Origin of the sequence: Streptomyces aureus (assembly GCF_000725495.1) — a bacterium.
Classification (GTDB): Bacteria; Actinomycetota; Actinomycetes; order Streptomycetales; family Streptomycetaceae; genus Streptomyces; species Streptomyces aureus_B.
This window is the reverse complement of sequence record NZ_JNZD01000024.1, coordinates 135,641-155,711: the sequence shown is the minus strand read 5'-3', so window position 1 is coordinate 155,711 and position 20,071 is coordinate 135,641. Positions and strand designations below refer to the sequence as shown.

15 protein-coding genes and 1 pseudogene are annotated in these 20,071 nt (G+C 73.6%); 11 read left to right on the top strand and 5 right to left on the bottom strand.

Features of this window, described 5'->3' with window-relative positions; translation table 11 throughout:
• The first annotated feature begins 76 nt into the window (after positions 1-76).
• Entirely contained in the window at positions 77-676 is a 600-nt protein-coding gene (locus IO36_RS26615; protein ID WP_051900971.1) for a TetR family transcriptional regulator, read from the top strand.
• A 134-nt stretch (positions 677-810) separates the two neighbouring features.
• Here IO36_RS26615 and IO36_RS26610 read toward each other — a convergent pair whose 3' ends face one another.
• A complete protein-coding gene (locus tag IO36_RS26610) occupies positions 811-1,044 on the bottom strand; it encodes a ferredoxin (RefSeq protein ID WP_037623489.1) in 234 nt (77 codons plus the stop codon).
• Between the two features lie 2 nt (positions 1,045-1,046).
• Positions 1,047-2,504 carry an aldehyde dehydrogenase gene (locus tag IO36_RS26605; RefSeq protein ID WP_037623488.1) on the bottom strand — a complete coding sequence of 486 codons (1,458 nt, stop codon included), beginning with the start codon at positions 2,502-2,504 and terminating at the stop codon, positions 1,047-1,049.
• A gap of 201 nt (positions 2,505-2,705) precedes the next feature.
• On the opposite strand from IO36_RS26605, the gene IO36_RS26600 reads away from it, so the two are divergent.
• Complete coding sequence (locus IO36_RS26600; protein ID WP_037623487.1) at positions 2,706-3,785, top strand: MBL fold metallo-hydrolase; 1,080 nt, start codon at positions 2,706-2,708, stop codon at positions 3,783-3,785.
• A 115-nt stretch (positions 3,786-3,900) separates the two neighbouring features.
• Here IO36_RS26600 and IO36_RS26595 read toward each other — a convergent pair whose 3' ends face one another.
• On the bottom strand, positions 3,901-4,563 hold the full coding sequence (locus IO36_RS26595) for a phosphotransferase (protein WP_037623486.1): 663 nt from the start codon (positions 4,561-4,563) through the stop codon (positions 3,901-3,903).
• A gap of 310 nt (positions 4,564-4,873) precedes the next feature.
• Between IO36_RS26595 and IO36_RS26590 the strand changes: the two genes are divergently transcribed.
• From IO36_RS26590 to IO36_RS26560, 7 genes and pseudogenes are all read left to right on the top strand, one after another.
• Positions 4,874-6,115 (top strand): prenyltransferase/squalene oxidase repeat-containing protein, encoded by a 1,242-nt coding sequence (locus tag IO36_RS26590; RefSeq protein ID WP_037623485.1) that lies wholly within the window; start codon positions 4,874-4,876, stop codon positions 6,113-6,115.
• Positions 6,112-6,780, top strand: a complete 669-nt coding sequence (locus IO36_RS26585; protein ID WP_051900964.1) for an SCO2322 family protein — start codon at positions 6,112-6,114, stop codon at positions 6,778-6,780. The genes IO36_RS26590 and IO36_RS26585 overlap by 4 nt, the downstream gene beginning before the upstream one ends.
• Before the next feature lie 463 nt (positions 6,781-7,243).
• Entirely contained in the window at positions 7,244-8,338 is a 1,095-nt protein-coding gene (locus IO36_RS26580) for an energy-coupling factor transporter transmembrane component T (protein WP_051900970.1), read from the top strand.
• A complete protein-coding gene (locus IO36_RS26575; RefSeq protein ID WP_037623484.1) occupies positions 8,335-10,035 on the top strand; it encodes an ABC transporter ATP-binding protein in 1,701 nt (566 codons plus the stop codon). The genes IO36_RS26580 and IO36_RS26575 overlap by 4 nt, the downstream gene beginning before the upstream one ends.
• Entirely contained in the window at positions 10,032-10,865 is an 834-nt protein-coding gene (locus tag IO36_RS26570) for an ECF transporter S component (protein ID WP_037623483.1), read from the top strand. Before IO36_RS26575 ends, IO36_RS26570 begins: the two co-directional genes overlap by 4 nt.
• A 379-nt stretch (positions 10,866-11,244) precedes the next feature.
• Positions 11,245-11,664, top strand: a complete 420-nt coding sequence (locus tag IO36_RS26565) for an aggregation-promoting factor C-terminal-like domain-containing protein (RefSeq protein WP_037623482.1) — start codon at positions 11,245-11,247, stop codon at positions 11,662-11,664.
• A 485-nt stretch (positions 11,665-12,149) separates the two neighbouring features.
• Positions 12,150-12,765: pseudogene (locus IO36_RS26560) on the top strand (YoaK family protein).
• 74 nt (positions 12,766-12,839) lie between these two features.
• Here the strand turns inward: IO36_RS26560 and IO36_RS26555 are convergent.
• Positions 12,840-14,009 carry a steroid 3-ketoacyl-CoA thiolase gene (locus IO36_RS26555; protein WP_037623481.1) on the bottom strand — a complete coding sequence of 390 codons (1,170 nt, stop codon included), beginning with the start codon at positions 14,007-14,009 and terminating at the stop codon, positions 12,840-12,842.
• A gap of 293 nt (positions 14,010-14,302) precedes the next feature.
• On the opposite strand from IO36_RS26555, the gene IO36_RS26550 reads away from it, so the two are divergent.
• Entirely contained in the window at positions 14,303-15,547 is a 1,245-nt protein-coding gene (locus IO36_RS26550) for a cytochrome P450 (RefSeq protein WP_037623480.1), read from the top strand.
• Positions 15,548-16,117: 570 nt separating this feature from the next.
• On the opposite strand, the gene IO36_RS26545 is transcribed toward IO36_RS26550, so the two are convergent.
• Positions 16,118-18,163, bottom strand: a complete 2,046-nt coding sequence (locus IO36_RS26545) for a bifunctional glycosyltransferase 87/phosphatase PAP2 family protein (RefSeq protein ID WP_037623479.1) — start codon at positions 18,161-18,163, stop codon at positions 16,118-16,120.
• 445 nt (positions 18,164-18,608) lie between these two features.
• Between IO36_RS26545 and proP the strand changes: the two genes are divergently transcribed.
• The gene (gene proP, locus IO36_RS26535) at positions 18,609-20,009 is read left to right on the top strand and encodes a glycine betaine/L-proline transporter ProP (RefSeq protein WP_037623477.1); all 1,401 of its coding nucleotides are present in this window, start codon (positions 18,609-18,611) and stop codon (positions 20,007-20,009) included.
• The last annotated feature ends 62 nt before the right edge of the window (positions 20,010-20,071 follow it).

Sequence of the window (20,071 nt, the reverse complement as noted above, 5' to 3'; positions counted from 1 at the left end):
GAACAGCGCGCGACCGGCGCCGGGGGCGGGCACGCCCGCCGCACCGTCCCACGCCGCGCACACCCGGCCGCACTCCATGTCGCAACCCGCCTCTCCCCCGCTCACCGAGCGGCAGGAGGCGCGCCGCCGCCGGATCCTGCACGCGAGCGCGCAGCTGGCCAGCCGGGGCGGTTTCGACGCGGTGCAGATGCGCGAGGTCGCGGAGTCCTCGCAGGTGGCCCTCGGCACCCTGTACCGCTACTTCCCCTCGAAGGTGCACCTGCTGGTCGCCACGATGCAGGACCAGCTGGAGCACATGCACGGGACGCTCCGCAAGAAGCCGCCGGCCGGTGACAGCGCGGCGGAGCGGGTGGCGGAGACGCTGATGCGGGCGTTCCGCGCCCTCCAGCGCGAGCCGCACCTGGCCGACGCCATGGTCCGCGCGCTCACGTTCGCGGACCGCAGCGTCAGCCCCGAGGTCGACCAGGTCTCCCGGCAGACCACCGTGATCATCCTGGACGCGATGGGCCTCGACGACCCGACGCCGGCGCAGCTCTCCGCCGTCCGGGTCATCGAGCACACCTGGCACTCGGCCCTGATCACCTGGCTGTCCGGCCGCGCCTCCATCGCGCAGGTCAAGATAGACATCGAGACGGTCTGCCGCCTGATCGACCTGACCGACCCGGCCGACGGCTAGGTCCGCGCCGACGGCCACGGCCCGGGCGGCCTCCGCGGCCCGGGCGGCCTCCGCGACCTCCCCGGCCCGGGCGGCCGGCGGGCGCACGCCGGCCGGTCCCCCGGGCGACGCCCCCGCGCCGCCCCCGGCGCGGGTCACTCCTCCGGCGGGAACACGGGCTCGCCGCTGCCCAGCAGGGCGATCATCACCGCCTCGACCGGGCAGCCCTCGGCCGCCTCGAGGATCCTCTCGTTGGCGTCGGTCTCCGGCTCGACGGGATGGGACTGCATGGCGGAGTCGAGGCGGAAGGCGTCCGGGGCGAGGTGGACGCACTGGGCCGAGCCGATGCAGACGGAACGGTCGACCCCGACCTGCCAGCGGTCGCCCATCCTCAGGCCTCCCAGCCGGCCGGCAGGTGGATCATCTTGTGCTCCAGGTACTCGCCGTACCCCTCGGGTCCGAACTCCCGCCCCAGGCCCGAGTTCTTGTAGCCGCCGAAGGGGCCCAGCATGTCGAGGCTGAAGGTGTTCACCGAGTAGGTGCCGGTACGGACCTGCCGGGCGATGTCGATGCCATGGGCGACGTCCGCCGTCCAGACACTGCCGCTCAGCCCGTAGTCCGAGTCGTTGGCGATCTTCACGGCCTCGGCCTCGTCGCCGTAGGGGAGCAGACAGATCACCGGGCCGAAGATCTCCTCCCGGGCGATCCGCATCGCGTTGTCGACGTCCCCGAACAGGGTCGGCTCGACGTACCAGCCGCGGTCCAGCCCCTGGGGGCGCCCGCCGCCGGCGAGGATCTTGGCGCCCTCCTCCTGGCCGATGCGGATGTAGTCGAGGTTGCGGCGCTGCTGGCGCTCGGCGACGAGCGGTCCGACCTGGGTGGCCGGGTCGAGCGGATCGCCGACGACCAGCGCGTTCGCCGCCGTGGCGAAGGCGTCCGCGAACTCGTCGTAGCGGGAGCGGGGCACGAGGATGCGGGTCTGGGCCACGCACGCCTGGCCGTTGTTCATCCAGGCCGCCGAGACGATCCCGGGGACCGCGGTGGTGAGGTCCGCGTCCGGCAGCACGACGGCCGCCGACTTGCCGCCCAGCTCCAGCGTCACGCGCGTGAGACGGCGGGCGGCGACCTCCATGACCCGCTTGCCCGCGGCGACCGAGCCGGTGAAGGAGACCTTGTCGACGCCGGGGTGTCCGACCAGGTACTCGCTGACCTCACGGTCGGCCGGGAGGATCGACAGCACGCCCTCGGGCAGTCCGGCCTCCCGCGCGATCTCGCCCAGCAGATAGGCGTCCAGGGGCGATTCGGGCGACGGCTTCAGCACGACGGTGCAGCCGGTCAGCAGCGCGGGCGCGAGCTTGGCCGCCGCCACGAACTGCGGGACGTTCCAGGGCACCACGGCCGCCACCACGCCCACCGGCTCACGCCGGACCAGCAGCTTGCCGAGGACCCCGTCGCGGTTCTCCTCGTACGGGTAGCCGCGCGCGACCGTGATCGCGGCGTCCCACACCATCATCGCGCCGAGGGCCTGCGCCAGGACGCTCCAGGAGTAGGGGGAGCCGTTCTCCGAGGAGATGACCCGGGCGATCTCCTCGTGGCGCACCGCGATGGCGTCCTTGATCCGGGTCACCACCGCGATCCGCTCGTCGAGGTCCATGCGCGGCCAGGGCCCCTCGTCGAACGCCCGGCGCGCCGCGGCGACGGCCCGGTCGACGTCCGCGGCCGAGGCGTGCGGCACCCGGCCGATGACCTCCTCGGTGTGCGGGGAGATCACCTCGATGACGTCCTTGCCGAGCGGGTCGGTCAACTCCCCGCCGATGAACAGCTGTCCGTGTTCCACGAGCTCGGTCATGGCCGACTGCCTCCCCAGAGCGCGCTCCCGCGCCATGTCTGACGGTTCATCAGATACCAGAACTGATACCAGTTCCAGCCGGACGAGTCCACGGCGCTGACACCGCCGTCCACCCCTCCGCCCGGACGGGACAGTCGACTTGGGCTCCCATTGGAACCCGTTCTAGTTATAGTGGCGGGAATCGGCGATGGGTGGAAGCGCATGACGCAGGTGACCGATCACGGCGGGGGCGTACGGTCGATCAGGGTCCCCATCCCGGACAACCCGCTCGGCCACACGCTGGTGTATCTGGTCGCCACCGACGCGGGACCCGTCCTCGTCGACACCGGCTGGGACGACCCCGCCTCCTGGGACACCCTCACCCGGGGGATCACCGCCTGCGGAACCTCCGTCGAGGAGATCCACGGCGTGGTCATCACCCACCACCACCCCGACCACCACGGACTGTCCGGCCGGGTCCGCGAGGCGTCCGGCGCCTGGATCGCGATGCACGCCGCCGACACCGCGATCGTCCGGCGCACCCGGGAGAACCGGCCCGAGCGCTGGTTCGCCTACATGGCCGCCAAACTGGAGGCCTCCGGCGCCCCCGAGGAACACATCGCCCCGCTGCGCGAGACGGACCGGCCGTCCCGCCGCCCCGGCACGCTGCCCGGCTTCTCCCCCGCCCTGCCCGACCGCGAGATCGTCCCCGGCGAACTCCTGCCCCTCCCCGGCCGGAGACTGCGCGCGATCTGGACCCCCGGCCACACCCCCGGACATGTGTGCCTGCACCTGGAGGAGGCCCACCCGGCCCGACTGCCGGGCAACGGGCGGCTGTTCTCCGGCGACCACCTGCTCCCGCGGATCACCCCGCACATCGGTCTCTACGAGGACCCGGACACCCACGGCCGCCCTCCCACCGCGAACGGCATCGAGAGCCTCGGCGAGATCGCCGATCCGCTCGGCGACTACCTCGACTCCCTGGAGCGGGTCGGACGCCTCGCCCCCGCCGAGGTGCTCCCCGCCCACCAGCACGTCTTCACCGACGCCCCCTCGCGGGTCACGGAACTGCTCGCGCACCACGAGGAACGGCTCGACGGACTGCTCACGCTGCTCTCGACCCCGCTCACGCCCTGGCAGCTCGCCGAGCGCATGGAGTGGAACCGCCCCTGGGCCGAGATCCCCTACGGATCCCGCAACATCGCCGTCTCCGAGGCCGAGGCGCACATCCGCCGGCTGGTGAAACTGGGCCGGGCGGAGGCGGTGCCGGGCAGCGACCCGGTGACGTACGCGGCGGTGTGAGCCCCCGGCACCCACGGCCGGCACCCACCGACCTGCGAGGGCCGACCACCGACCCTCCGACCCACCGACGGCCGACCACCCGCCACCCGACGCCCGAGACCCGACGCCCGACGGCTCAACCCAGCAGGCTCCGGATCAACTCGTCGGCCGGCCCCAGGAGTTCGACCTCCCGCGTGCTCATGGTCGGGTTGGCCGCCCGGCGCGCGCCCGCCTCCACGAGCCCGGCCTCGGTCACCTGGTCCTCGTTCCCGTCGAGCAGCGCCTCCAGCGTCTCCTCGGCCACGTCCCCGATCGTCTCGCCGCCGACGGCGACCTGGGCGAGGATCACGGCGGACATGGCCCAGTCCAGACCGGGCGCCCCCTCCTCGGTGTTGGACCAGTCGATGACCTTCGGCCCGTCCGGGGTGAGCATCACGTTGTCGGGGTGCAGATCCAGATGAAGGATCCGGACCGCGGGGTCGGCGGAGATCCGGGCAGGCAGGGCGTGCAGCTTGCGCAGCAGCCGCGCCAGGGTGAGCCCGGCCTCCTGGGCGGAGAGCAGTCCCTGTCCGAACGCCTCCAGCATGGTCGGCCCGGACAGCCGCTCCATCACCAGGTCCCCGCGGGTCGCGGCCCGCACGCCCGGCACCGGATAGCCGTGCGAGCGCACGTGCTGCATCACCGCCGCCTCGGCCGTCGCGTCACCCCAGCCGCCGCGATCCCGCCGCAGCACCCACGCCTCGTCCACCTCGTAGACGTCCGCCGAACGTCCCGAGCCGAGCAGTCTCCCCGTACGCATGACCCGAACCTAGCGGATGTCGCCCAGGTCACTGTGGGCCCGTGCCCCAGGCAACACCCGGCGGATTCGGGGCGGCCGGTAGAGTGAGCGCGTCGTCATCACACCCTTACGAGGAGAAGCCGGTGCAAATCCGGCGCTGACCCGCAACCGTGAGCCACTTCGGTGGTGAGCCGGATCGCCTCGCACGGGACGTGACCGGCTCGTGCCCTCGGCAGCCCGCCGACGGCCGGCACCGTCGAGGCATACGGAGCCGGAGCCGCCCGGATGCCTGAGCGTGCCCGGTGCTGCCCGGCTCCCCGCAGGGAGAGTCATGTTTGTTCGCCGCACCGCAGCGGTACTGGCCGCCACCGCCGTCATCGGGGCGGTCGTCGCACCGGCCGCGTCCGCCGCCGGTTCGTCCCCCTCGCCGTCGCCCTCGGCGGCCCTCCCCTCGGGCCTGTTCGGCACCGCCGACCCGACCTACGACGGCGTCTGGCGCCAGTCGCTCGCGCTGCTCGCCCAGCACACCGTCGGCCAGAGCCCCGCCTCCTCGGCGGTGGGCTGGCTGACCGGCCAGCAGTGCGCGAACGGCGCCTTCGCCGCGTACCGCGCCGACGCGAGCGCCGCGTGCGACGCGAAGACGCAGATCGACACCAACAGCACCGCCGCCGCCGTCCAGGCGCTCGGCGCCCTCGGCGGACACGACGACGCCACCGGCAAGGCCGTGGCCTGGCTGAAGTCCGTACAGAACAAGGACGGCGGCTGGGGCTACATGGCCGGCGGCCCCAGCGACACCAACTCGACGTCCGTCGTGATCGGCGCGCTGAAGGCGGTCGGCGAGAAGCCCGCGAGCGTCACCAAGGACGGCAAGTCGCCGACCGACGCCCTGCTGAAGCTGTCGACGGCCTGCGACGCGGAGGGCGACGGCGCCTTCGCCTACCAGCCCGACAAGAAGGGCAAGCTGGCCGCCAACGCGGACGCCACCGCGGCCGGCGTGACCGCCGGCATGGGCCAGGGCTTCGCGGCGGAGCCCGGCAACACGTTCGCCCTCACCGGCTGCCACATCGCCGACAAGCCCGACCTGGCGGACGCGGCGGCCAACGGCGCCGAATACCTCGTCAAGACCATGGCGAAGACCTCGTACCTGAAGTCCGCGCTCCCCGGCGCCGCGGACCAGCCCGACTACGGCAACACGGCGGACGCGGTCGTGGCGCTGTCGGCCATCGGCGCGACGAAGGAAGCGAAGAAGCCGCTCGCCTGGCTGGAGAAGAACTCCGCCGACTGGGCCGCCAAGTCCGGTCCCGCCGCGTACGCGCAGCTCATCTTCGCCGCGCACACCAGCGGCACCGACCCGCGCCACTTCGGCGGCGAGGACCTGGTCGCCCGGCTCGCCGCCACGGGCCCGGCCCCGGTCGCGGCCGGCGCCACAGCGAGCCCGAGCGAGAAGAAGAACGACGAGAAGAAGGACGACGGCAACGGGCTCGGCGTCTGGTGGATCGTCGGCATCGGCCTGGTCGCGGGCATCGGAATCGGCTTCCTGCTCAGCGGACGCAACAAGAAGCAGCAGCTGTGACCACCCGTCGGACGGCCGCGCCCGCCCTGGCCCTCGCGCTGGCCCTCCTGCTCCTCGTCCTCGGCGGCGCGGGGCAGGCCCGGGCCGTCGGCTACCGCTACTGGTCCTTCTGGGACCTGACCGGCGGGAAGTGGACGTACGCCACCGAGGGCCCGTCGACCGCGCGGCCGTCCGACGGTGACGTCCAGGGATTCCGCTTCGCGGTGAGCGAGGACTCACAGCACGCCGTACAGCCGCGCGGGGAGCGGGAGTTCGCGGCGATATGCGCCAAGACGCCCGCCCGGCACGGCACGAAGCGGATCGCCCTGGTCATCGACCCTGGTACGGCCGCGGACGCGCCGTCCGGCGAGACGCCCCCGGCCGCGCGCACCGCCTGCGCCCGGGTCGCCCCCGACGCGAGCACCGCGGAGGCCCTGGCCGCGGTCGCGGCTCCGCTGCGCTACGACACCAACGCCCTGCTGTGCGCCATCACGGGCTATCCGAGAACGGGCTGTGGCGACCCGGTCGCGGCCGGCGGCCCGACCGGAACACCGGCCGCCACCACGAAGCCGCACGCCTCCGCGCCGGCCGGGCACGGCCCCTCCGTGGGCGTGCTGGCGGGAGCGGCGGCGGTGGCCGCGCTGGGCGCGGCGGCCGTCTGGCAGGCCCGCCGGCGCAAGGGCTAGCCAGGTCATGAGCGACGCCGACCGCCCGACCGCCTCCATGGACGACCGCCCCGCGACGGGGCGGAGTTCCCGCCTGCCCGCACAACCCCGGACATCCGGGGAGCAGGACTCCCGGCACCCGGACCCGGCCACGCCCGAGGCGTCGTCGGGCCCGGTCGCCGCCCCGGCCCCGCGCCCGACGGACGCCGGGCCGACGGAGGCGTCGCCGGCCGAAAACCGCACACGATCGCCGCGCCTCGGCCGCCCGGGACCGTCGCCCCGGGCCGGATCCTCACCGCCCGGGGACCGGGCGGGCCGACCGCCGCGCTCCCCCGCTCGCCCCCTCCCGGACACCACGAGCCGCACCACCCGCCCCCTCCCGGACACCACGAGCCGCGCCACCCGCACCACAGGCCGCACCACCCGCACCCCTGCGGCTCCCGCGGCCCGCCTCGCCGCCCCTGCCGCGAGCCGGGCGAACTCCCTGCACCCCGGGGCCTGGTGGGTCTGGGCGCTGGGGCTCGGCACGGCGGCCTCCCGCACCACGAACCCGCTCCTGCTCGGGCTGCTGATGGCGGTGGCCGGCTTCGTCGTGGCCACCCACCGCACCGACGCCCCCTGGGCCCGCTCCTACGGCGCGTTCGTCCGGCTGGCCGCGGCCGTCCTCGTCATCCGGCTCGCGTTCGCCGTCTTCCTCGGCTCCCCGATCCCCGGTACGCACGTGATCGTCACCCTCCCCGAGATCCCCCTCCCGCACTGGGCCCAGGGGGTCCGCATCGGCGGCCGGGTCACCGCCGAGGGGCTGCTCTTCGCGCTCTACGACGGGCTGAAGCTGGCCGCGCTCCTCGTCTGCGTCGGCGCGGCCAACGCCCTGGCGAACCCGGCGCGCCTGCTCAAGTCGCTGCCGGGGGCGCTGTACGAGGCGGGTGTCGCGGTGGTCGTCGCGCTGACCTTCGCTCCGCATCTGATCGCCGACGTCCAGCGGCTGCGCGCCGCGCGCCGGCTCCGCGGCCGTCCCGACCGGGGGCTGCGCGGACTGCTGCACGTGGGACTTCCCGTCCTGGAGGGCGCGCTGGAGCGTTCGGTCGCGCTTGCCGCGGCGATGGACGCGCGCGGGTACGGCCGCACGGCCCAGGTCCCGCCGGCCGTCCGCCGGACCACCGGGGCCCTCACCCTGGGCGGACTGCTCGGCGTCTGCGCCGGCACGTACGGACTGCTGACCGCGGCGGGCGACACCTATGGCCTGCCGGTGCTGCTGGCCGGACTCGGCGCGGCGCTCGCCGGACTGTGGCTGGGCGGCCGCCGCACCCCGCGGACGCGCTACCGCCCGGACCGCTGGGGCGTGCGGGCCTGGCTGGTCGCCGGATCGGGCGTCGCGGTCGCCGCCCTCATGATCCTCGCCGCCTCCCAGGACCCCGCGGGGCTGAGCCCCGGGGTGATCCCGCTGGTCGCCCCCGCCCTCCCGCTGCTGCCGGCGGCGGCGGTCCTGCTCGGCCTGCTCCCCGCCTTCGCGGCCCCGGCCTCCCGGCCCGCCCCCGCCGCCGTCCCCGGCCGCCCTGCCCCCGAGGAGTCATCGTGATCCGCTTCGAGGACGTCTCCGTGACCTACGCGGGAGCGGCCGGACCCTCCGTCCGGGGCGTGGACTTCGAGGTCCCGGAGGGCGAACTGGTGCTGCTGGCCGGCCCGTCCGGGGTCGGCAAGTCGACGGTGCTGGGCGCGGTGAGCGGGCTGGTCCCGCACTTCACCGGGGGAACGCTGCGCGGCCGGGTCACCGTCGCGGGGCGGGACACCCGTACCCACAAGCCGCGCGAACTCGCCGACGTGGTGGGCACGGTGGGCCAGGACCCGCTGTCCCACTTCGTGACGGACACGGTGGAGGACGAACTCGCTTACGGCATGGAGTCGCTCGGTCTCGCGCCCGCCGTGATGCGCCGCCGCGTCGAGGAGACCCTCGACCTCCTCTCGCTGGCCGACCTCCGCGACCGTCCGATCGCCACGCTGTCCGGCGGCCAGCAGCAGCGGGTCGCGATCGGTTCGGTGCTCACCCCGCACCCGCGGGTCCTGGTCCTCGACGAACCCACCTCGGCACTGGACCCCGGCGCCGCCGAGGAGGTCCTCGCCGTCCTGCAGCGCCTGGTCCACGACCTCGGCACCACGGTCCTGATGGCCGAACACCGTCTGGAGCGGGTCGTGCAGTACGCCGACCGGATCGCCCTCCTGCCCGCGCCGGGCGAACCCCTGACGCTCGGCACCCCGTCCGAGATCATGGCCGTGTCCCCGGTCTGTCCGCCGGTGGTCGAACTCGGCCGGCTGGCCGGCTGGTCCCCGCTCCCGCTGACCGTGCGCGACGCCCGCCGCCGGGCGCCCACCCTGCGCGACCGCCTCCCCGCGGCACCGCCCGCTTCCCCTTCCCCCCTCCCTCCGGCACCCGCGAGCCCCACCGCTGCCCCCTCCCCCCTTCCTCCCCGCTCCACCTTCTCCCGCCTCCTGCGCGGCCGCGGCCCGGCCCCCGTCCCGCCCTCCTCCGAGGTGGCCGTGGTGGAGTCGCTGGCCGTCCGGCGGGGACGGGTCGAAGCACTGCGCCGGGTCTCCCTGACCGCTGGGCCGGGCGAGACCGTCGCGCTGATGGGCCGCAACGGCGCCGGGAAGTCGACCCTGCTCGCGGCACTGGTCGGGCTGGTCGAACCGGCCGCCGGCTCCGTACGGGTCGGCGGGGCGGCACCGCACCGGACGGCACCCCGCGACCTCGTGCGCCGGGTGGGACTCGTACCGCAGGAACCGCGGGACCTGCTGTACGCGGACACGGTGGCCGCCGAATGCGCGGCGGCCGACGAGGACGCCGGGGCCGCCGCCGGAACCTGCCGGGCGCTGGTGACCGGGCTGCTGCCGGACATCGCGGACGACACGCACCCCCGTGACCTGTCGGAGGGACAGCGGCTGGCCCTGGCGCTGGCCGTCGTCCTCACCGCCCGCCCCCCGCTGCTGCTCCTCGACGAGCCGACACGCGGCCTCGACTACGCGGCCAAGGCGCGCCTCGTCACCGTGCTGCGCGGCCTCGCGGCCGAGGGGCACGCGATCGTGCTGGCCACGCACGACGTGGAACTGGCCGCCGAACTCGCCGACCGGGTGCTGATCCTCGCGGACGGCGAGATCGTCGCCGACGGCCCCACCGCCGAGGTGGTCGTCGCGTCCCCGTCCTTCGCCCCGCAGGTCGCCAAGATCCTGGCCCCCGCGCGGTGGCTCACCGTCGCCCAGGTCGGAAGGGCCCTCGCATGACCGCCTCCGGCGCCCGCCCCCAGGCCCAGGCCCGGGCCGTCCGCCTCGGCCCGCGTTCCGTGGCCGCCCTGGCCCTGGTCAGCGCGACCGGCGCCGCCGGATTCGCCTGGCCGCTGTTCGCCGGGCCCGGCTCCCAGGTCAGCGCGCACGCCCAGGACGCTCCCTGGCTGTTCGCGGGCCTGCTCGTCCTGCTGGTCGCGGTGGTCGCGGCGACGATCTCCGAGTCGGGACTCGGCCCGAAGGCGGTCGCGATGCTCGGCGTGCTGGCCGCGACCGGCGCGGCGCTGCGCCCGATCGGGGCCGGGACCGCGGGCATCGAGCCGATGTTCTTCCTGATGGTGCTGAGCGGCCGGGTGCTCGGGCCGGGGTTCGGCTACGTCCTCGGGTCCGTGACGATGTTCGCGTCGGCCCTGCTGACCGGCGGGGTGGGGCCCTGGATGCCGTTCCAGATGCTGGCCATGGGCTGGTTCACGATGGGGGCGGGTCTCCTGCCGGGCCCCGACCGGCTGCGCGGCCGCGCGGAGCTGCTGATGCTCGCCGGATACGGCTTCCTGGCGGCCTTCGCGTACGGCACGGTCATGAACCTGGCCGGCTGGCCCTTCATGAGCGCGCTGGCCTCGAACATCGCCTTCGACCCGCACGCCGCCCTGCCCGCCAACCTCGCCCGCTTCGTCGCGTACTGCCTGGCCACGTCCCTCGGCTGGGACCTGGGACGGGCGGTCGTCACCGTCGTCCTGACCCTGACGGTCGGCACGACCCTGCTCAAGGCCCTGCGCCGGGCCACGCGCCGGGCGGCCTTCGAGAGCCCGGTCACGTTCGACACCCCCTGATCCGGGACCCAGGTCACATCACCCGGCAGCACCGCGTGGCCCGCCCCGCACCGTCCGTCAGACCCGGGGTGAAGAGGCCCACAGGGCGCAGGTCACATACGAGGCGCCCTAGTAGCCTGAAGTGGATGTCATGGCCCCACCAATCCGCCCCCTGACCTGCGGTTTGAGAGCCAGGTCACACGGCAGACGTTCCCCCCACATGCGACCACAACTAGTAAAAAGGGTCATTGCGGACGGGTTCGGATCCTGTTTGTCTTGGGGACGTCGCCAGGCACCACGAGCCCCCACGGGCCGCGGCGCCGACGTACGCCGCTCCTGCCACACACCACGTGGCCACGGCGCACCAGCGACTCCATGTCCCCGAAGAAACAGGTTCTCCGTGTCCGTCTCCGCTCTCCGCCGCATCGTCTCCTCCCCGAAGAAGGCCCTCGCCGGTACCGCTGTGGCCGCCGCCACCGCCGGCATGGTCCTGGCCGCGGCGCCCGCCCAGGCCGCCACGCCGACCACCGCCTCCGCCGCGAAGTCGATCGCTCACGAGATGATTCCGGACGCCTCGCAGTTCAACGCCTTCAGCAAGATCGTCGAGCACGAGAGCGGCTGGAACGTCAGCGCGACCAACTCGTCTTCCGGTGCGTACGGCCTGGTCCAGGCGCTGCCCGGGTCGAAGATGGCCTCCGCCGGTTCCGACTGGAAGACCAACCCCAAGACCCAGATCAAGTGGGGTCTGGACTACATGAACTCCCGCTACGGCAGCCCGACCGCGGCCTGGAGCTTCTGGCAGGCCAACGGCTGGTACTGATCAGCCCGCAATCCCAAGGCGGCACCCCCACCCCGGGGCTGCCGCCTTTCCCGTACCCCGGCACCCCGGCGGCGCGGGCCGTCACTCCCCGCGCCGGACCGCCTCCGTACTGGCGATGGCGGTGGGCGCCCTGCTCGGCGCGTGGCTGGTCCTGCACCAGGGGCTCCGCCCCCGGACCCCCGCTCCTCAAACGCCGGAGGGGCTGAAATCTCCCCCGCACCCGAAAGGTGGGCCGGAGGGGCTGGAACTTCGCCGGCCGGGGTTTGCATGGCCAGGCACCACAGCGCACCCGCACCCAGGATCCGGCGCGAGGGGCTGAAACTCAGCCACGATCCACCGGCACCCGCCGATCCGGCGCGCGTGCCGGTACATCGATGCCCGTCGCCACCAACGTCCACATCTCCGTCCGACGGCGACGGGCTGATGCACCGGCACGGCCCCGACCCACCACCGGACCGGGACCGAGCCGTGGTGGACTGACCTCCATGACCACGCAGACGGACCCACCCATCGACCCGGAGTCACGAGGCCTGCGACTCGTCCCCACGCTGCTCTCACTGACCGTGGTCAGCGGACTCATCGACGCGGTCAGCTACCTGGGCCTGGGCCACGTCTTCACCGCGAACATGACCGGCAACGTCGTGGTCCTCGGCTTCGCCGCCGCCGGCGCCCCCGGCTTCTCGGTCCCCCACACCCTCACCTCCCTGTGCTGCTTCGTCGCCGGAGCGGCGACCGGCGGCCGCACCTCCGTCCGCCTCGGCGCCGGCCCCCGCCGCACCTGGGCCCGCGCCACCTTCGCCGCCGAGGCCCTCCTGACGGCCGCCTGCGCGGCGGTCGCCTTCGCCGCCCCGCACGCCACCGCCACCACGTACACCGTGATCGCGGTCACGGCCTTCGCGATGGGCCTGCGCAACGCGACGGTCCGCCGGCTCCGGCGGCGCGGGCCGTCACTCCCCGCGCCGGACCGCCTCCGTACTGGCGATGGCGGTGGGCGCCCTGCTCGGCGCGTGGCTGGTCCTGCACCAGGGGCTGGCGCTCCCCCTGCTGATCGCCGCACTGGTCCCGGCGACCCTGGCGGCAACGGTCTCGGGCCGCGAGTGAAGACCACCACCCACCCCTGACAACCCACACCCACACCCAAGCGGGCCCCACCCCACCCCCATCCCCACCCGAACTCAAACCCGCTGAATGATCGTCCCCGTGGCCAGCCCCCCACCCGCACACATCGTCACCAGCGCGAACTCCTTGTCCGCCCGCTCCAGCTCGTGCAGCGCGGTGGTGATGAGCCGCGCCCCGGTGGCCCCCACGGGGTGCCCCAGCGCGATCCCGCCCCCGTTGACGTTCACCTTCTCCAGGTCCTGCCCGAAGACCTGGGCCCAGCTCAGCACCACGGAAGCGAAAGCCTCGTTGATCTCGACGAGGTCGATGTCCTTCAGCGTCATCCCGGCCTTGCCGAGCACGGCCCGGGTGGCGTCGATCGGCCCGTCGAGGTGGAAGTGCGGGTCGGACCCCACCAGCGCCTGCGCCACGATCCGCGCCCGCGGCCGCAGCTTCAGCGCACGCGCCATCCGCTTGGAGGCCCACAGGATGGCCGCCGAACCGTCGGAGATCTGGGAGGAGTTGCCGGCGGTGTGAACGGCCGTCGGCATCACGGGCTTCAGCTTCGCCAGCGCCTCCATGGACGTGTCGCGCAGCCCCTCGTCCCGGTCGACGAGCCGCCACATGCCCTGCCCGGCCCGCTGTTCGTCCTCGGTGGTGGGCACCTGCACGGCGAACGTCTCGCGCTTGAAGCGTTCCTCGGACCAGGCGACGGCCGCCCGTTCCTGCGAGATGAGCCCGAGGGAGTCGACGTTCTCGCGGGTCAGCCCGCGGTGCCGGGCGATCCGCTCGGCCGCCTCGAACTGGTTCGGCAGGTCGACGTTCCACTCGTCGGGGAACGGCTTGCCCGGTCCGTGCTTGGACCCCGAGCCCAGCGGCACTCGCGACATCGCCTCGACACCGCAGCTGATCCCGACGTCGATGACACCGGCCGCGATCATGTTGGCGACCATGTGGGAGGCCTGCTGCGAGGAGCCGCACTGGCAGTCGACCGTGGTGGCCGCCGTCTCGTAGGGCAGTCCGACCGTCAGCCAGGCGGTGCGGGTGGGGTTCATCGACTGCTCGCCGGCGTGGGTCACCGTGCCGCCGACGATCTGCTCGACGCAGTCGGCGGGAATGCCGGTGCGGCCGAGGAGTTCACGGTAGGTCTCGCCCAGGAGATAGGCGGGGTGCAGATTGGCGAGCGCGCCGCCGCGCTTGCCGATGGGGGTCCGTACGGCTTCGACGATCACGGGTTCCGCGGCCATGGGGGCTCGTCCTCTCCTCAGGCCTGCCCGGCGGCCAGGCCCAGCTGACCCGCGCAGCGCGGGGCGTCCCGGCCCACCCACCGCGCAGAACTAGAACGCGTACCAGTTCTGCGTGCAGTTTGCTGAGCGAACCCCCCGCGCCGCAAGGGTCGTGCAGCTCCCGAAGTCGTGATCTGCACGCATCCCGCACGCAATTGGAGGTCCCGCGCCTCTTGCCACTTGTAGAACCCGTTACTACCTTCACGGCGGTTCTCTTATTCTGATGGACCGTCAGAAGCGACCTGGAGTTGCCGATGCCCTGTCCAGCGCTGCCCGACGGGTTCGATTTCACCGACCCCGATGTGCTGCACCAGCGTGTGCCCCTGCCGGAGTTCGCCGAGCTGCGCCGAGCCGAACCGGTCCACTGGGTCCCGCAGCAGCCCGGTGTCGCGGGGTTCGAGGACGACGGCTACTGGGCCGTCACCCGGCACTCGGACGTCAAGTACGTCTCGACGCACCCCGAGTTGTTCTCCTCGTTCCTCAACACGGCCGTGATCCGCTTCAACGAGCACATCCAGCGGGAACAGATCGAGGTCCAGCGGCTCATCATGCTGAACATGGACCCGCCCGAGCACACGAGGGTCCGCCAGATCGTGCAGCGCGGCTTCACCCCGCGGGCGATCCGCTCGCTGGAGGACGCGCTGCGCGCCCGCGCCGCCTCGATCGTGGCGAACGCGCTCGCCGGGGCCGCCCCCGACGGCACCTTCGACTTCGTGACCCAGGTCGCCTGCGAACTGCCGTTGCAGGCGATCGCGGAGCTCATCGGCGTCCCGCAGGAGGACCGCGTCAAGATCTTCGACTGGTCCAACAAGATGGTGGCGTACGACGATCCGGAGTACGCGATCACCGAGGAGATCGGCGCCGAGTCGGCCACCGAGCTGATCTCGTACGCGATGAACATGGCGGCGGACCGCAAGCAGTGCCCCGCCAAGGACATCGTCAGCACCCTGGTGGCGGCGGAGGACCAGGGGAACCTGGCCTCCGACGAGTTCGGGTTCTTCGTCCTGCTGCTGGCGGTGGCCGGCAACGAGACGACCCGCAACGCGATCACGCACGGGATGCACGCCCTGCTCACCCACCCCGACCAGTGGGACCTCTACAAGAGTCGGCGGCCGAGGACCACCGCCGAGGAGATCGTCCGCTGGGCGACGCCGGTCGTCGCCTTCCAGCGCACCGCGACCCAGGACACCGAGCTGGGCGGGCAGCGGATCAGGAAGGGCGACCGGGTCGGCATCTTCTACTCCTCCGCCAACCACGACCCCGAGGTGTTCGAGCGCCCCGAGGTCTTCGACATCACCCGTGACCCCAACCCGCACCTCGGTTTCGGCGGCGGCGGTCCGCACTTCTGCCTCGGCAAGTCCCTGGCCACGCTGGAGATCGACCTGATCTTCAACGCGATCGCGGACGCGATGCCGGACCTGCGGCTGGCGGGCGATCCCCGCCGTCTCCGGTCCGCCTGGCTGAACGGGGTGAAGGAACTCCGGGTCGCCCACGGCTAGGGCGCCGCGCACGCTCGGGCCGGCGGCCTCCCGGCGCCGCCGGCCCGTCCCGGGGGAGGCAGGGGCACTCTCCCGCGCTCACCCCCTGCCTCCCCCGAGACCCGCGCCGCCCACACGCCCCGCCCGCCCCCGGACACCCCGACGCCCCTCACCACGAACCACCCGCACCGCACCCGCACCCCCGCACCCCGCGCCACCCACCACCACCCACCACCCCGCGAAGCCCACGGTGTCAGCCACCAAGCAGCCGCACTCGGCGACGCACGTGAGGGGCCGTGCCGGTACATCACAGGCCGTCGCCACCACGACGCTCCCGCAGCCGGGATCCGGCGCAGGGGTCTGGAACTCAGCCACGATTCACCGACACCCGGCCACGCACGCGACGGGCTGGCCCCGGCCACGATTCAGCTGCACCCGGAATCCGGCGCGAGGGGACGTGCCGGTACATCGATGCCCGTCGCCACTAACGTCCACATCCCCGTCCGACGGCGACGGGCTGATGCACCGGCACGGCCCCGACCCACCCACCGGACCGGACCCGCCCCCTCACGCGATCACCCCATCACCCCATCACCCCGGCCCCCGATCCCCCGCCCCCACAGCCGGTCTCACCGCCTCCTCGGCCCCCGCCACCGCCGTCCGGGGTCGCGGCCCCTGGGCGAGCCGGGTCAGCGCGAAGCCCGCGGCGACCACGGCCGCGCCGCCCACGGCGTCCAGGACCCAGTGGTTGCCGGTCGCCACGATCGCGGAGAGCGTCAGGAGCGGGTGCAGCAGACCCAGCGCCTTCATCCACCGGCGCGGCGCCAGCACCACGACGACGGCCCCGCACCACAGGGACCAGCCGAAGTGCAGCGAGGGCATCGCCGCGTACTGATTGGTGAGCGCGGTCAGCGTGCCGTAGTCCGGCTTGGAGAAGTCCTGCACGCCGTGCACGGTGTCGACGATGCCGAGGCCCGGCATCAGGCGCGGCGGGGCCAGCGGGTAGAGCCAGAAGCCGACGAGCGCGAGCAGGGTGGCGAACGCGAGGGCGGACCGGGCCCAGCGGAAGTCGGCGGGGCGCCGGACGTAGAGGACGGCGAGGACGGTGAGCGGGACGACGAAGTGGAACGACTCGTAGTAGAAGTCGAACAGGTCCCGCAGGAAGGGCGTGCGCACCGCGGCGTGGTTGGCCCAGCGCTCGATGTCCAGGTGCAGGAAGCGCTCGACGGCGGCGACCTGGCCGCCGTGGCGTTCCGCGCCGGCCCGTCCGCCGGCCACGGTGCCGCCCGTCGCGGCGAGCCGGACCTGCTGGTAGGCGGAGTAGCCGACGCGGATCAGGAGCAGTTCGAGCAGCAGGTTCGGGCGGGTGAGGACCCGGCCGGACGGCAGCAGCGGGATCCGCCTGAACCGGCTCGGGACGGGCGAAGCCCGCTCGGCGGGGAGCGGGGCCCGGTAGTGGGCGGAGGCGCGGGAGAGGAACGGTACGAGGGCGGCGGCGGCCAGCGCGGCGATCAGCACCGTGTTGTCGCGCAGCGGGTCCAGCATCGGCATGTCCGGCAGCATCATGCGGGTCGGCAGCGTCATGACGAGGACGACGGCGACGGGCCACACGAGGCGGTCCGAGGCCTTGCGGCCGGCCCGGCCGACGACGGCGAGCAGTACCCACAGCACCTGGTGCTGCCAGGTCGCGGGCGAGACGGCGACGGCCACGCAGCCGGTCACCGCGACGGCGAGCAGCAGCTGCCCGTCCCGGGCGTAGCGCACCGCGCGCCGGAGTCCGACGACGGCGACGACCGCGCCGAGGGCCAGGAAGAGCCCGATCTCCAGCGGCCCGGTGAGGCCGAACCGCAGCAGCGCGCCGTGCAGCGACTGGTTGGCGAGATCGTCCGCGCCCCCGCCGAGGCCCACGCCCGCCGGGTGGTGCGCCCAGTAGACGGCCGAGTCCCGGGGCATCGCGGCCCAGGCGAGCGCGGTGAGGGTGGCGAAGGTGACCGCGGTGGAGACGGCGGCGCGGCGGCGTGCCGTGCACCAGAGCAGCGGGGTGAAGAGCAGGACGGTCGGCTGGAGGGCTGCGGCGAGCCCGACGAGGACCCCGCAGGCGCGCTCCCCGCGGACGGCGAAGCAGCCGAGCAGGACGAGCAGCACCGGGATGATTCCGGTCTGGCCGAGGCTCAGGGCGTTGCGGACGGGGAGGGAGAGCATCAGCAGGCTGACGGCCACGGGCGCGGCGAGCAGCGCGGTCCGCCGGCTCACGGGGGGCGGCAGCGCGCGGGCGGCGACCAGGCCGAGGGCGACGATGAGGAGGAGGGTGCCGAAGGTCCATCCCCAGCCGAGGGCCTGTTCGGCCGATCGGGTGAGGGGTCTGAGGACGAGGCCGCCGAACGGGGTGCCGCTGAAGCGCGTTCCGTCGTAGAGCGAGCCCGTCACGTGCGCTACGCCGTTCGGGCCGACCCAGGTCCCCAGATCGGTCAGCCGCTCCGCCCGGGGCGTACCGAGGGCGGTGGCGACCTGCCGTACGGCGAGTATCGCGGCGACGGCCCAGAGCCCGGCGCGCAGAGCGTGCAGCCGCGCCCGCACCGTCTCCGGTGCCCTCACGAAGCCGTCGCCCGGTCGTCCGCCGTGCTCCACGTTCGCCACGCCTTGTCGACCCTCCCGGCCCCTTGGTCGGCCCGCTGCTCACAGATCCCTTATGTCCACCCATATCAGGACCGGGTGCGACAGGGCCACCCTGCCCGGAAGGAGCGGGAGGCCCGGATCGCCCCGTCGGACTTCACCGCCTTTGTCCGGATCGCGACCGCCGGCGGAGGGTCCGGTTCCCTCGCGGGCTCGCGAGATGGATCACAGACGGCCCTCCTCGAGAGCGCCTCCGGCTCCTCCGTCGCCCCTGCGTACGCGGTCCTTATGTGCGCTGCGTGGTGGTCCGCCCACTCCACGTGACGTGCACGAACCGTCCTAAGGTCGCTTTTCGGCCCGTCTCCGGGCGGGCCGCCGGTCCACCCCGCGAGCCCCGGGAGCCGCCCCCGTGCGCGCCCCCTGCCGCTTCCGGACGGACCCGTCCCTGTCCCCGGCGAAAGGAAGGCCCTTGCCCACCGCCACCCCGACAGCCCCCTCCGTACGGGCCGCGGCTCCCGCCCGCCGCCCCGCCCCCGAGGTCACCGCCCCCGGGGTCACCGTCACCGATCCCGCGCTGGTCAGGCGTGCCGTGAAGGCGGCCGCACTCGGCAACGCGATGGAATGGTTCGACTTCGGCGTCTACAGCTACATCGCCGTGACCCTGGGCAAGGTCTTCTTCCCCTCGGGCAACCCGACCGCCCAGCTCCTGTCGACCTTCGGAGCCTTCGCCGCGGCCTTCCTCGTCCGCCCGTTCGGCGGCATGGTCTTCGGCCCGCTCGGCGACCGGATCGGCCGCCAGAAGGTCCTCGCGCTCACCATGATCATGATGGCGGCGGGCACGTTCGCGATCGGACTGATCCCGTCGTACGCCGCGATCGGCGTCGGCGCCCCCGTCCTGCTGCTCGTCGCCCGTCTGGTGCAGGGCTTCTCCACCGGCGGCGAGTACGCCGGCGCCTCGACCTTCATCGCCGAGTACGCCCCCGACAAGAAGCGCGGCTTCTTCGGGAGCTGGCTGGAGTTCGGCACGCTGGCCGGCTACATCGGCGGCGCCGGTCTGGTGACCCTCATGACCGCCCTGCTCTCCACCGAGGACCTGCTGTCCTGGGGCTGGCGCGTCCCGTTCCTGATCGCGGGCCCCATGGGCGTCGTCGGCCTCTATCTGCGGATGCGTCTGGAGGAGACCCCGGCGTTCGCCGCGGAGCTGGAGAAGTCCGAGACCGGCCGCCCCAAGGTGCCGCTGCGCGAGATGATCGCCGGCCAGTGGCGCACCCTGCTGCTGTGCATGGGCCTGGTGCTGGTCTTCAACGTCACCGACTACATGCTGCTGTCGTACATGCCGAGCTATCTGACCAGCGAGCTGAAGTACGACGAGACGCACGGTCTGCTCGTGGTCCTCGGCGTGATGGCGCTGATGATGATCGTGCAGCCGTTCGCGGGCGCCCTGACCGACCGGATCGGCCGCCGCCCGGTGATCGCCGCGGGCTGCGCCGGCTTCCTCGCCCTGTCCGTCCCGGCCCTGCTGCTGATCCGCCAGGGCAGTCTGCTCGCCGTCGCGCTCGGCATGGGCGCCCTCGGCCTGCTGCTGGTCTGCTTCACCGCGGCGATGCCCGCCGCGCTCCCGGCGCTCTTCCCGACCCGGGTCCGCTACGGCTCGCTGTCGATCGGCTTCAACGTCTCCGTCTCGCTCTTCGGCGGCACGACCCCGCTGGTCGTCACGGCCCTCATCGGGGCGACCGGGAACATGATGATGCCCGCGTACTACATGATGGCCGCGGCCGTCGTCGGCGGTGCGGCCGTCTGGTTCATGAAGGAGTCGGCGGGCCGGCCGCTGCCGGGCTCGGCGCCCGCCGTGGAACCCGGGGACCGCTGACATCCCCCTCCCCCGGCCATCGCGCCCACCCCGTCCCGCGAACGGTTCCGCCGGGGCCCGGC

Excerpts from the sequence above, each read along its gene's own strand:
- IO36_RS26550 (WP_037623480.1), top strand. The coding sequence starts at position 14,303 with ATGCCCTGTCCAGCGCTGCCCGACGGGTTCGATTTCACCGACCCCGAT.
- IO36_RS26570 (WP_037623483.1), top strand. The coding sequence starts at position 10,032 with ATGACCGCCTCCGGCGCCCGCCCCCAGGCCCAGGCCCGGGCCGTCCGC.
- IO36_RS26610 (WP_037623489.1), bottom strand. The coding sequence starts at position 1,044 with ATGGGCGACCGCTGGCAGGTCGGGGTCGACCGTTCCGTCTGCATCGGC.
- IO36_RS26590 (WP_037623485.1), top strand. The coding sequence starts at position 4,874 with ATGTTTGTTCGCCGCACCGCAGCGGTACTGGCCGCCACCGCCGTCATC.
- IO36_RS26615 (WP_051900971.1), top strand. The coding sequence starts at position 77 with ATGTCGCAACCCGCCTCTCCCCCGCTCACCGAGCGGCAGGAGGCGCGC.
- IO36_RS26605 (WP_037623488.1), bottom strand. The coding sequence starts at position 2,504 with ATGACCGAGCTCGTGGAACACGGACAGCTGTTCATCGGCGGGGAGTTG.
- IO36_RS26600 (WP_037623487.1), top strand. The coding sequence starts at position 2,706 with ATGACGCAGGTGACCGATCACGGCGGGGGCGTACGGTCGATCAGGGTC.
- IO36_RS26595 (WP_037623486.1), bottom strand. The coding sequence starts at position 4,563 with ATGCGTACGGGGAGACTGCTCGGCTCGGGACGTTCGGCGGACGTCTAC.
- IO36_RS26555 (WP_037623481.1), bottom strand. The coding sequence starts at position 14,009 with ATGGCCGCGGAACCCGTGATCGTCGAAGCCGTACGGACCCCCATCGGC.